9 protein-coding genes are annotated in these 12,192 nt (G+C 68.9%); 7 read left to right on the top strand and 2 right to left on the bottom strand.

Annotated features, from left to right (window positions below; translation table 11 throughout):
* From Q8M82_RS11280 to recN, 6 genes are all read left to right on the top strand, one after another.
* A partial coding sequence (locus tag Q8M82_RS11280; protein WP_305691448.1) for a cell division protein FtsQ/DivIB occupies positions 1-808 on the top strand: 808 nt, incomplete at its 5' end.
* Entirely contained in the window at positions 805-2,133 is a 1,329-nt protein-coding gene (ftsA, locus tag Q8M82_RS11275) for a cell division protein FtsA (RefSeq protein ID WP_305691447.1), read from the top strand. The genes Q8M82_RS11280 and ftsA, both read left to right, overlap by 4 nt.
* Positions 2,134-2,270: 137 nt before the next feature.
* Complete coding sequence (ftsZ, locus tag Q8M82_RS11270) at positions 2,271-3,959, top strand: cell division protein FtsZ (protein ID WP_305691446.1); 1,689 nt, start codon at positions 2,271-2,273, stop codon at positions 3,957-3,959.
* Between the two features lie 307 nt (positions 3,960-4,266).
* Complete coding sequence (gene lpxC / locus Q8M82_RS11265; RefSeq protein ID WP_305691445.1) at positions 4,267-5,214, top strand: UDP-3-O-acyl-N-acetylglucosamine deacetylase; 948 nt, start codon at positions 4,267-4,269, stop codon at positions 5,212-5,214.
* 166 nt (positions 5,215-5,380) lie between these two features.
* Complete coding sequence (locus Q8M82_RS11260) at positions 5,381-6,298, top strand: outer membrane protein assembly factor BamD (RefSeq protein ID WP_371126321.1); 918 nt, start codon at positions 5,381-5,383, stop codon at positions 6,296-6,298.
* A gap of 58 nt (positions 6,299-6,356) precedes the next feature.
* Positions 6,357-8,042 carry a DNA repair protein RecN gene (recN, locus tag Q8M82_RS11255; RefSeq protein WP_305691444.1) on the top strand — a complete coding sequence of 562 codons (1,686 nt, stop codon included), beginning with the start codon at positions 6,357-6,359 and terminating at the stop codon, positions 8,040-8,042.
* Positions 8,043-8,069: 27 nt separating this feature from the next.
* Here recN and Q8M82_RS11250 read toward each other — a convergent pair whose 3' ends face one another.
* Positions 8,070-8,453: a hypothetical protein gene (locus Q8M82_RS11250; protein WP_305691443.1), complete on the bottom strand. Its 384-nt coding sequence runs from the start codon at positions 8,451-8,453 to the stop codon at positions 8,070-8,072.
* Positions 8,454-8,808: 355 nt separating this feature from the next.
* Between Q8M82_RS11250 and Q8M82_RS11245 the strand changes: the two genes are divergently transcribed.
* Positions 8,809-11,016, top strand: a complete 2,208-nt coding sequence (locus Q8M82_RS11245) for a DEAD/DEAH box helicase (protein WP_305691442.1) — start codon at positions 8,809-8,811, stop codon at positions 11,014-11,016.
* Positions 11,017-11,266: 250 nt separating this feature from the next.
* Here Q8M82_RS11245 and Q8M82_RS11240 read toward each other — a convergent pair whose 3' ends face one another.
* Entirely contained in the window at positions 11,267-12,070 is an 804-nt protein-coding gene (locus tag Q8M82_RS11240; protein WP_305691441.1) for a DUF2189 domain-containing protein, read from the bottom strand.
* Positions 12,071-12,192 lie beyond the last annotated feature (122 nt).

The following is a 12,192-nucleotide window of genomic DNA, read 5'->3' as shown; positions in this document are numbered from 1 at the left end:
GGCGCAGCGCCTGCCGCGCCGGCTCGGCACCTGGCTGGCGCTCGGCTTTCTCGGCCTGAGCATCGGGACGGGGACGCTGCTCGGCGGCCATTTCGAGACGCTGCGTGCGAATTACGGCGAGCCGCATCACATGCTGGCCCGCCTCGTCGGTTTCGGCATCGATCGCGTCACGATTTCCGGCATCGCTGAACTCTCCGAGGTCGAGGTTCTCGTCGCGGCCGGGATCGACCCCAAGATCTCGCTGGCCTTCTTCGACGCCGATGAGGCGCGCAAGCGTCTCGAATCCGCGCCCCTGATCCGCGAGGCCACGGTCCGCAAGCTCTATCCGGGCGAGGTCGCGATCACGCTGGTCGAGCGCGAGCCCTTCGCGCTGTGGCAGGTCAAGGGCGAGCTGTTCGTGATCGCCGCCGACGGCACGGTGATCGACAAGATGGATGACGGGCGCTTCGCCCATCTGCCGCTGGTCGTCGGCGTCGATGCCAACAACCGCGCCCGCGAATATCTCGCTCTGCGCAGCGAGGCCGGCCCGATCGCTCCTCATATCCGCGCGGCGACGCTGGTGGCGGGCCGGCGCTGGAATCTGAAGCTCGACAACGGCATGGATGTGCGCCTGCCCGAGGCGGAGCCGGCTGCGGCCGTGAAGCGGCTGGCCGCCCTCCAGGCCGATTTCCGGATCTTCGAGAAGGACCTGCTGGCGATCGACCTGCGCCAGCCCGACCGGGTCGTCATGCGGCTGACCGAGGAGGGCGCTGCCGCCCGCGCCGACCAGCTCAAGAGCAAGACCAGGAAGAAGGGAGGCGAAGCATGAACCACGTCACCTCCCAGGGCCTGACGCCGCGGATGCGCCCGCTCTCGTCGCGCAAGAGCGCGACCTTGTCGATTCTCGACATCGGGACCAGCAAGGTCGTCTGCCTGATCGCCGAGTTGAACCCGGCCGAGGCCAATGAGCGGCTGCGCGGCCGCACCCATGTCGCGCGCATCATCGGCATCGGCCATCAGCGCTCGCTCGGCCTCAAGGGTGGCGCGATCATCGATCTCGAAAGCGCCGAGAAGGCGATCCGCGCCGCGGTCGACGCCGCCGAGCGCATGGCCAAGGTCGAGGTCCAGTCGGTCATCGTCAACCTGACGGGCGGGCGCCTCGCCTCGCAGCATTACGCGGCCAGCGTCGATCTGCGCGCCGGCTCGGTCGGCGATGGCGACGTCAAGCGCGTGCTCGCCCATGCCGCCACCCATGCGCTGCGGCCCGGCAAGGCCGTGCTTCATGCCCTGCCGACCGGCTATGCGCTGGACGGCGTGCCCGGCGTGCTCGATCCGCGTGGGCTGATCGGCGGCAAGCTCTCTGTCGACATGCATGTCGTCGCCAGCGAGGTCTCGGCCGCACGCAACGTCATGCTGGCGGTCGAGCGCTGCCACCTCGAGGTCGAGGCGGTGGTCGCGACGCCTTATGCTTCAGGTCTGTCCGTGCTCGTCGACGACGAGGCCGAGATGGGCGTCGTGGTCGTCGACATGGGCGGCGGCACCACCAGCCTCGGCGTGTTCTCGGGCGGCCACCTGATGCATGCGGATGCGATCGCCGTCGGCGGCAACCACATCACCATGGACGTGGCGCGCGGGCTCTCGACCCGCGTCGCGGCCGCCGAGCGGCTGAAGACGTTGCACGGCTCCTGCATTGCCAGCGCCTCCGACGAGCGTGACATGATCTCCGTGCCGCAGGTCGACGACGACGAGCGCGACACGCCCAACCATTTGCCGAAGTCGCAGCTGGTGCGGATCATCAAGCCGCGCGTCGAGGAGATCCTCGAACTGGTGCGCGACCGCCTGACCCAGGCCGGCTTCTCGGCCCAGGCCGGGCGCCGCGTCGTGCTGACGGGCGGTGCCTGCCAGCTCACCGGTCTGCCCGAGGTGGCGCGGCGGATTCTCGGCGGCCAGGTTCGTACGGGCCGGCCGCTCGGCATCAAGGGCCTGCCCGAAGCCGGCAAGGGCCCTGCCTTCGCGGCGGCCGTCGGCCTGCTGGTCTATCCGCAGGTGGCCCATGTCGAACATTTCGAGCCCCGCGCGGGCACGGCGTATTTCGCCACCGGATCCGACGGGTATTTCTCGCGCGTCGGACGGTGGCTGAAGGAGAGTTTCTGAGCGGAAGGCCGTCATGGCCCTCCGTTCGAAAGCAGAGTGAGTACCGGCAAGCCCGCGCGGCGGGGGAGCCACGGCGTCGAATGTAGCAATCGGGACGGCTCCCGCCAGGCGCCGGACAAGGATCAAAAGAGGCAACCATGGCGATGAATCTGCAAGCCCCGGACATCCGGGAACTCAAGCCCCGGATCACGGTGTTCGGCGTCGGTGGCGCCGGGGGCAATGCGGTCAACAACATGATCGAGGCCGGTCTCGACGGCGTCGATTTCGTGGTTGCCAATACCGATGCCCAGGCGCTCGCGCTGTCGCGGGCCTCGCGCATCATCCAGATGGGCCTGCAGGTGACCGAGGGTCTCGGCGCCGGATCGCAGCCCGAAGTCGGCCGCGCCGCTGCCGAGGAGGTGATCGACGAGATCCGCGACCATCTCGCCGGCGCGCACATGGTCTTCATCACCGCCGGCATGGGCGGCGGCACCGGCACGGGGGCGGCTCCCGCCATTGCCCGCGTCGCCCGCGACATGGGCATCCTGACGGTCGGCGTCGTCACCAAGCCGTTCCAGTTCGAGGGCCATCGCCGCATGCGCATGGCGGAAGCTGGCATCAGCGAGCTGAACGAAGCGGTCGACACGCTGATCGTGATCCCGAACCAGAACCTGTTCCGGGTGGCCAACGAGACCACCGGCTTCGCCGATGCCTTCGGCATGGCCGACCAGGTGCTCTATTCCGGCGTCGCCTGCATCACCGATCTGATGGTCCGTCCCGGCCTGATCAACCTCGACTTCGCCGATGTGCGCGCCGTGATGCGCGGCATGGGCAAGGCGATGATGGGCACCGGCGAGGCGCAGGGTGACAAGCGCGCGCTGAACGCGGCGCAGGCGGCGATCAACAACCCGCTGCTGGACGACGTCTCGATGAAGGGCGCGCGCGGCCTGCTGATCTCGATCACCGGCGGGCGCGACATGAAGCTCTACGAGGTCGACGAGGCCGCCACCCGCATTCGCGAGGAGGTCGACTCCGAGGCCAACATCATCGTCGGCGCGACCTTCGACGAGGCGCTGGAAGGCATCGTGCGTGTCTCCGTCGTCGCGACGGGCATCGACAAGCCGGTGACGACCCAGGCCGAGATGGACGAGACCGAGGCCCGCATCGCCCAGGTCGCCGAGCGTCTGAAGGCCGAGGCCCGCCTGCGCACCGCGACCCCGGTCCGCCAGGCCGCCCCGGCGCCCACGCCGGTCGCTGCCGAGGCGCCGCTCGAGATGCGGATGCCGCAGGCGATCGACAGCGCGCCGCACGGTCTGTCGGAGGACATCCGCATCGCCCCGGCGCAGCCGCGCCCGGTGATGGTTGCGGCGGCCCCCGAGCCCATCCATCAGCCCGAGCCCGCCCCGATGCTCGAAGAGAGCTTCATTCCGCCGATGCCGGAGCGCTCGGTGGTGCGTCCGACCCGTATGCCGCGCGTCGAGGATCTGCCGATCCCGGCGCAGGCCCAGATCGCCGCCCATCGCGGCGCCCAGGCGGCGCCGCTGCCCCCCAGCGCCGCCGACCAGAAGCGCATGTCGCTGATGCAGCGCCTCGCCTCGGTCGGGTTCGGCCGCAAGGACGACGAGGCGGCCGAGACCCAGCCGGCCCCGGTGCGCCAGGCGCCGCAGCCTCCGGCGATGCCGCAGGCCCCGAGCGCGGCCCATGCCGAATATATGCGCCGTCCGGCGGCGCCGGTCGCGCGGCCGGCTCAGGGGCAGCTCGATCCGCATGGCCGCGCCGCGCCGAATCGTACGAGCGAGGAGGATCATCTCGAGATCCCGGCCTTCCTGCGCCGGCAAGCCAACTGAGCTCAGCGCTTTCGAGCGGCTGTCACATCGCCCGGCGCGCCATCGGCGCGCCGGGATTTGCCTTGTCAAAAAACTCAATCAATCCAATTCGATAGAGATCATCCTCGCGGCGTCGAACCCTGTAACAGAGCGAAAGAAAGCGTGATTTTGTGACCATGCTCGGAAAGCTTATGTTGCAGCCGCACCACGACAGACGGGAGCCGGCCAAGGCTCGGCCCCGGACTCAGGACGCATCGCAGACGAACCGCCCCCGCGGGGAAAGCCCCCGATGAAACGGCGTCGTTCGCGATCAGGATTGGATACCGGAATGAGCTTCGATCGGCAGACGACCCTGCGGGCCCCCGTTACCCTGACCGGTATCGGCGTCCATTCCGGAGCTCCCGCAACGATCTGCCTCAAGCCCTCCAGTGCCAATTCCGGGATCGTGTTCCTGCGGAAGGGTCTCGAGAATGCGCCGGCCCAGCTGATCCATGCCAAGCACACCAAGGTCAGCGCGACCGAGCTGTGCACGGTCATCGGTGACGGCGCCTCCGCTTCTGTCGCGACCATCGAGCATCTGATGTCGGCCTGCGCCGGTCTTGGCCTCGACAATGTGCTGGTCGAGATCGACGGGCCTGAAATGCCGATCATGGACGGCAGCGCCGCTGAATTCGTCGCCGCGATCGAAGCGACGGGCCTGGTCGGGCTTTCGGCGCCGCGCCGCTATCTGCGCATCCTGCAGCCGGTGCGCGTCGAGCATGGCCGCGCCTTCGCCGAGTTGCTGCCGGCCAAGGCCGGCTTCCGGCTCGATGTCGAAATCGACTTCGATACCACGGTGATCGGCCGCCAGCGCAAGGTCTTCGACCTCGAGGCCTCGGCCTATTCCCAGGAGATCGCCCGCGCACGCACCTTCGGCTTCATGCGCGATGTCGAGCAGCTCTGGAAGGCCGGCTTCGCGCTGGGCGCTTCGCTCGACAACACCGTCGCTGTCGGCGACGACAAGGTCATCAACGCCGAAGGCCTGCGCTATGGCGACGAGTTCGTTCGCCACAAGGTCCTGGATGCGATCGGCGATCTCGCTCTGGCGGGCTACCCGATCATCGGCGAGTTCCGCTCCTATTGCGGCGGGCATCGCATGAACGTGCGGATTCTGGAGGCGCTCTTCGCCGACCGCGCCAATTACGCCATCGTCGAGGCCGAGCCGGTCTATGCCGCGCCGCGGGCCGTGCAGATGGCCGCCGCCGCGCCTGCGGCCTTCGCGCCGGACGTGCACTGAGCGTTTCGCGCTCGCGCGCCTTCCTGCTGCCGGTTTTCTGTCGAATAGACGTCGCTGCCGCCGTGGGCTCCTGCTTTCGGCAGTGGCGCGCCATCGGCGTCTGAGGTAAGGCATGCATCCCCACCGATGCGGGGACGATGACAAGAGGACGGACGACGTGAGCGTCATGCGGCTGAAGAACCCGACATTCAAGCGCGCCGAATCGATGGCGAAGGGCCCGGCCCTCGCACTCGGCGCCGCCCTGCTGCTGGGCGGCTGCGACACCGTCTCGTCGCTCAATCCCTTCGACCGGCCCGAGGTCTACAAGCCCGAGGTCAAGGAGGTCGTCCCGGCCGACCGGCTCTACAATGAAGGGCTCGCGCGCCTGCAGAACGGCGATAGCGAAGGTGCCGCCAAGAAGTTCGACGAGATCGACAAGAGCGCGCCGTTCTCGCCCTATGCGCGCCGCGGGCTGATCCTCGCCGCCTACACCAATTACCAGGCGGCGAAGTGGGAGGAGACGATCACCGCCTCCAAGCGCTTCATCGCCCAGAACCCGGCGAGCCCCGATGCGGCCTATGCGCAGTATCTGATGGCGATGTCGTATTTCAACCAGATCCCCGACGCGACGCGCGACCAGGAGCGGACCCAGCTCGCCATCGCGGCCTTCGAGGAACTGATCGCGAAATATCCGAAGTCGGAATATGTGATCGACGCGAAGGAAAAGCTCCTTGTGGCGCGCGACCAGCTTGCCGGCAAGGAGATGAATGTCGGGCGCTTCTATCTCGAGAAGCGCAACTACACCGGCGCGGTGAACCGCTTCCGCGACGTCATCATCAAGTACCAGACCACGCGCCATGTCGAGGAAGCGCTGATGCGCCTGACGGAAGCCTATATGGCGCTGGGCATCACAAACGAAGCGCAGACGGCCGCCGCGGTGCTCGGCCACAACTTCCCGGACAGCCCCTGGTACAAGGACGCCTATGTCCTGCTCGAGAGCGGCGGCCTGCAGCCGCGCGAGGATCGCGGCTCCTATATCAGCCGCGCCTTCCAGGGCTTCCAGCGCGCGGTCGTGGGCATCGTCGGGTTCGGCGGCCGGATCTAGCCGCCTTCGATGAAGGTCGCCCGCGCATGCCCCGCTTCCTGAGCCTGCGCTGAGTGCCATGCTGGTCCAACTGTCGATACGCGACATCGTCCTGATCGACCGTCTCGACCTGGCCTTTCGCGACGGGCTGAGCGTGCTGACCGGCGAGACCGGCGCCGGCAAATCGATCCTGCTCGACGGGTTCGCGCTGGCGCTCGGCGGGCGCGGCGATGGCGGCCTCGTGCGCCATGGCGAGGCGCAAGGCCAGGTCAGCGCGGTTTTCGACCTGCCGGGAGACCATCAGGCGCGCCGGCTGGCGCAGGCGCAGGAAATCGACACCGACGGCGATCTGATCCTGCGCCGCGTGCAGTATGCCGACGGGCGCACCCGGGCCTTCGTCAACGATCAGCCGGTCAGCGTGCAGATCCTGCGGATGATCGGGGCGGCGATCGTCGAGATCCACGGCCAGCATGACGACCGGGCGCTGACCGACCCGGCCCAGCATCGCGTCATCCTGGACGGTTTCGCCGGGCTGGAGGCGCAAGCCGAATCGGTCGTCGCCGCCAGCGAGACGCTCAAGCGCGCGCGCCAGGCACTGCAGGCGCAGCGGCTGCGCGTCGAGGCGGCGCGCAAGGAGGCGGATTTCCTGCGCCATGCCGTCGCCGAACTCGGCAAACTGTCGCCGCAGCCCGGCGAAGAGGAGGCGCTCGCCGCGCGGCGCCAGGGCATGATGCAGGCCGAGAAGGTCGCCCGCGACCTGATCGACGCGCATGAGGCGGTGGCCGGGCAGGGCTCGCCGATCGCCGCGCTTTCGGCGGTTCTGCGTCGCCTCGAGCGCCGGGCCGGACAGGCGCCGTCGCTGATCGATCCCTCGCTGGCCGCGCTCAACACCGCGCTCGTCGCGCTCGAGGAGGCGGGCGATACGCTCTCGGCAGGCATGCGCGCCGCCGAATACGATCCGCGCGAGCAGGAGCGCGTCGAGGAGCGGCTCTTCGCGCTGCGCGGCGCCGCGCGCAAATACGACGTGCCGGTCGAGGGGCTGGTGCCGCTGGCGCAGAGCATGGCGGCCGATCTCGCCGCCCTCGACGACAGCGAGATCTCTCTCGGACGGCTGGAGGAGGACCTCGTCCGGGCCGAGGCGGCCTATGTCGGGCTCGCGGTCAAGCTCTCGGCCGCCCGCCAGAAGGCGGCGGCAAAGCTCGACGCCGCCGTGAAGGCCGAACTGCCGCCGCTCAAGCTGGAGCGCGCCCGCTTCATCACGAGGATCGACAGTGACGAGACGGCACGGGGGCCCGAAGGCTTCGACCGTGTCGAGTTCTGGGTCGAGACCAATCCCGGCACCCGGCCCGGCCCGATGATGAAGGTTGCGTCGGGCGGCGAACTCTCGCGCTTCATGCTGGCGCTGAAGGTCGTGCTGGCCGAGCGCGGCTCGGCCCCGACGCTGGTCTTCGACGAGATCGACACCGGCGTCGGCGGGGCCGTGGCGGATGCCATTGGCGAGCGGCTGGCGCGGCTTGCGGGCAAGGTCCAAGTGATCTCGGTGACGCATGCGCCGCAGGTCGCGGCGAAGGCTGCCCAGCATTTCCTGATCGCCAAATCGGCCCTGCCGGGCGACGCCGCCTCGCGCACCGTGACGCGCGTGACGGGGCTGGAAGACCAGGCGCGGCGCGAGGAGATCGCCCGCATGCTGGCCGGCGCGAGCATCACCGAAGAGGCGAGGGCGGCCGCTGGGCGACTGCTGGAGGCGGCCGGGGTGCGGGGGTAAGTGCCGGGTGGCGCCGCCCCGGGCTGCCTACCGCTGCGGAATGAACTGCGCGTCAATGATGGCGAAGGCGCCCTGCACCGGGGCCACCGTGAACTCCAGCGCGCCGCGGCAGCCGGCCGGCGCGGCGGCGGCTGCGCCAGGCTTCGCACAATGGCGTTCGAGATAGGTGACCGTCTCCTGCGGCATTCCGGTGTCGTCGAGGCGGACCGTGGCGCTGGCGTCGTGGGCGAAGCCGCCGCGCGCCATGGTGAAGCCGGAGATAGTTACGTTCTCAACGCGGACGAAGAGCCCGGCGAGCTCGGCGCGGCGCTGCTTGACCTCGGCCAGCGTCATCATCTGCGCGCCGTCCTGAGCATGGGCCTGCGCGCTCACCGCCATTCCCACCGCCACGATCACCCACCGCATCCGCATCGCTCTCTCCCGCAAGGGGCGGCGGGATCGCCCGACGGGCCTGAGTCGTCAAGGGCACGAACGTTATCAAATCCGCTCCGTCATTCCGGGCGAGCGGAGCAAAGACCCGGAATCCATCGTCGGGCGCGGCGCTTTAGGATGGATTCCGGAGCGGCGCCGCTGGCGCGGCTTGTCCGGAATGACGGCACGCTTGGAAGATGATGGCTGCCCGTTTTCAAGTCCATTTTCCACCACGGTTTCTTTCCGTCGCCATTTGCGCTATGAGCCCCGCAATCGATGGCTGCGCCCTGCGCCCGTCGCCGACATCCTGCGCCGTCATTCCGATTTCGCGCCGTAACCCTAGGCCCTCTGTCCCATGTCCTTCCTGACCTCGAGTGCGCCGCTCGCGCGCGCGCTCGCCGAACGCAATTATTCCGAACCGACGCCGGTGCAGAGCGCCGTGCTGGAGCCGTCCGCCGCCGGGCGCGACCTCCTGGTCTCCTCGCAGACCGGCTCGGGCAAGACCGTCGCCTATGGGCTCGCCATCGGCGCGACCCTGCTCGGCGAGGCCGAGGCCTTTGGCCGGGCGGGCCAGCCGCTCGCCCTGATCATCGCGCCGACGCGCGAGCTGGCGCTGCAGGTGCAGCGCGAGCTCGCCTGGCTCTACAAGCACGCCAATGCCCGCATCATCGCCTGCGTCGGCGGCATGGACCCGCGTCGCGAGGCCGCCCTGCTCGATGAAGGCGCCCATGTCGTCGTCGGCACGCCGGGCCGCCTGCGCGACCATATCGAGCGCCGTCGCCTCGACGTCTCGGCACTCAAAGCGGTCGTGCTCGACGAGGCCGACGAGATGCTCGATCTCGGCTTCCGCGACGATCTCGAATTCATCCTGAAGACCACGCCGGCCGAGCGCCAGAGCCTGCTGTTCTCGGCAACCCTGCCCAAGGCGATCATCCAGCTCGCCAAGAGCTACCAGAACGATGCGCTGCGCATCGAGGTCGCGGGCACGCCCGGCGGCCATGCCGACATCGAGTATCGCGCGATCCGGGTCTACCCGAAGGAAGCCGAACTCGCGGTGGTCAACCTGCTGCGCTTCCACGATTCGCCGTGCTCGCTGGTGTTCTGCAACACCCGCAACGCGGTGCGCCATCTCGAGGCGATCCTGCTGGAGCGCGGCTTCTCGGCCGTGGCGCTCTCGGGCGAACTCTCGCAGAGCGAGCGCAATTCGGCGCTGCAGGCGCTGCGCGACGGCCGGGCGCGCGTCTGCGTCGCGACCGACGTCGCCGCCCGCGGCATCGACCTGCCGGGCCTGACGCTGGTGATCCATGCCGAACTGCCCAACGACCCGGAGGTGATGCAGCATCGCTCCGGCCGCACCGGGCGCGCGGGCAAGAAGGGCACCAGCGTGCTGCTGGTGCCGCCGTCGCGCCGCCGCAAGGCCGAAATGCTGCTGGCTGAGGCCAAGGTCGAGGCGATCTGGGCCGGCCCGCCGACGCAGGACGAAATCCGCGAACTCGACAAGGAGCGCCTGCTCAGCGACCCGATCCTGACCGGCGAGCCGGGCGAGGTCGACGCCGCGATGGTCGAGGCGCTGCTGGCCGGCCGCTCGGCCAACGAGATCGCAGCCGCGCTGGTGCGAATCTACCGCGCCCGTCTGCCGGCTTCCGAGGAGGTCGGGGACCCGAACTTCGCGCGCGACGAGCGCCGCCCGGCCCGCGCGCGGGAGGATTACGCGCCGCGCGAGGGCGCGCGGTTCGGCGAGCACCGCGAGGGCAGCCCCCGTGCGGACGGCCCGCGCAAGGCCGGCCCGCGTGGCGACACGGTCTGGTTCCGCCTCAGCGTCGGCCGCAAGGACGGCGCCGATCCGCGCCAGCTGCTGCCCATGATCTGCCGCCGCGGCAAGATCACCCGCGACGAGGTCGGCGCGATCCGGATCTTCGACAAGGAGACCAAGGTCGAGATCGATGCCGATGTCGCCGAGCGCTTCTACGAGCTGGCCAAGGCGGTCGACCGCGACAAGATCGTGATCGAGCCGGTGACCGGCGAGGATGAGCGCCGGCCGGCCAAGCCCTTCGCCGAAAAGGCGAGCCATGCGCCGGCCGCTTATGCCAAGCCGGACCGTGACGGCGATGCGCGTCCGGCTCGGGCTTACGAGAAGAAGCCCTACGAAAAGAAGCCTTACGAGAAGAAGCCCTATGAGGGCGGCGACCGGAAGCCCTACGCCAAGAAGGCCTATGAGCCGAAGCCCTACGAGGCCCGGCCCGACGCCAAGCCCTACGAGGGCGGCGAGAAGAAGCCCTATGAGGGCAAGAAGAAGGCCTATGAGGGCAAATCCAAGCCCTTCGGCGCGACCAAGGCCTATGACCCGGTGCGCAGCGAGCGCGAGGCGTTGTCGGACCCGAATGTCTCGTTCCGTTCCGGCCCGAAGCCCCGATTCGACAAGCCGGCCGGCGACAAGCCCTATGGCGAGAAGAAGCCCTATGCGCCCAAACCCTTCGGCGCGGGCAGGTCGGGCGCGGGTAAGTCCGGTGCCGGAAAACCTTTTGCGGGCAAGGCGCCGTTCAAGGGCAAGAAGCCGCGTTGATGCGGCCGGCGCGGGATCGCCGGGCTTGCGTCCGCCTTCCTCAGCGCAGGCCGAGGAAGGACAGGATGGCCAGGACGACGACGATCAGGCCGATGATGTAGATGATGTTGTTCATGGAATTGCCCCCGGTTTTGGCGGCAGGGCGCTTCGCCCTCCGCCAGGTCGATGATGGGCAGTGAACCGCGTTTTCGCGCGAAAGTTCCCGCTTTCGCGCGCAGGCCTGAGACGTGCCGTCAGGCGAGGCCGGTCGTCAGCCGTCGACCACCTTGCGGTAGAGATGCCAGCTGGCATGGCCGAGCACGGGCATGACCACGATCAGGCCGACGAGCAGCGGCAGGCAGCCGAGCACGAGCAGGCCCGTCACCATCAGCCCCCAGACCATCATCACGCGCGGATTGCGCTCGACCGCGGCGATCGAGGTGCGGACTGCCGTGGCGACGTCGACCCGCCGGTCGATGATGTGCGGGAAGGAGACCACCGAGATCGAGAAGGCGACAATCGCGAAGAGCAGCCCCACCGAATTGCCGACCACGATCATCGTCCAGCCGTCGCCGGTGGTGAAGACGGCGCGCAGGAAGTCGAGCGTCGAGACATCCGCCGGCAGGCCGAGGAGACCCTGGTAGATCAACCAGGCGCAGGCCAGCCAGGCGAGGAACAGCCCGGTCAGCATCGCGCCCAAGAGCAGGATCTGGCCGATCGCCGGCGAACGCAGCAGGGCGAAGGCGTGCTCCCAGCTCGAGTCGAGATGGCGCTCGCGCCGCCGGCTGATCTCATAGAGCGCGATCGCAGCAAAAGGCCCGAGCAGGGCAAAGCCGCCAAGCAGAGGGAACAGCAGCGGAAAGATGTTGTAGCTCACCGTCGCCTGCGCCAGCAGCACGCCGATGACGGGGTAGATCAGGGCGACGAAGGCGAGGTGGCTCGGCTGCGCCTTGAAATCCTCCCAGCCCAGCCGCAGCGCGTCGCGCAGGTCCCGGGTGGTAATGGTGTTGACGCGCGGCAGGGCGGGCGCATCTCCGCGTGGAACGCCGTGCAGATGGGTGTCGAGATTGGCCATGGCGTGTCTCCCGGTTGCGGCCCGGTTCGCCTTGCAGCCCTTTGACGCGATCCTTGGGTCAACGGCCTGAAGGCGTCGAGCTTCCAATTCCCAGCCTTGCCAGCATAGCCGAAAAGCTCGGA

The organism is Allobosea sp. (assembly GCF_030694325.1).
Classification (GTDB): Bacteria; Pseudomonadota; Alphaproteobacteria; order Rhizobiales; family Beijerinckiaceae; genus Allobosea.
The sequence above is the reverse complement of the archived record's forward strand: the minus strand, read 5'-3'. Positions and strand labels throughout refer to the sequence as shown.

Excerpts from the sequence above, each read along its gene's own strand:
- ftsA (WP_305691447.1), top strand. The coding sequence starts at position 805 with ATGAACCACGTCACCTCCCAGGGCCTGACGCCGCGGATGCGCCCGCTC.
- ftsZ (WP_305691446.1), top strand. The coding sequence starts at position 2,271 with ATGGCGATGAATCTGCAAGCCCCGGACATCCGGGAACTCAAGCCCCGG.
- lpxC (WP_305691445.1), top strand. The coding sequence starts at position 4,267 with ATGAGCTTCGATCGGCAGACGACCCTGCGGGCCCCCGTTACCCTGACC.
- Q8M82_RS11260 (WP_371126321.1), top strand. The coding sequence starts at position 5,381 with ATGCGGCTGAAGAACCCGACATTCAAGCGCGCCGAATCGATGGCGAAG.
- recN (WP_305691444.1), top strand. The coding sequence starts at position 6,357 with ATGCTGGTCCAACTGTCGATACGCGACATCGTCCTGATCGACCGTCTC.
- Q8M82_RS11250 (WP_305691443.1), bottom strand. The coding sequence starts at position 8,453 with ATGCGGATGCGGTGGGTGATCGTGGCGGTGGGAATGGCGGTGAGCGCG.
- Q8M82_RS11245 (WP_305691442.1), top strand. The coding sequence starts at position 8,809 with ATGTCCTTCCTGACCTCGAGTGCGCCGCTCGCGCGCGCGCTCGCCGAA.
- Q8M82_RS11240 (WP_305691441.1), bottom strand. The coding sequence starts at position 12,070 with ATGGCCAATCTCGACACCCATCTGCACGGCGTTCCACGCGGAGATGCG.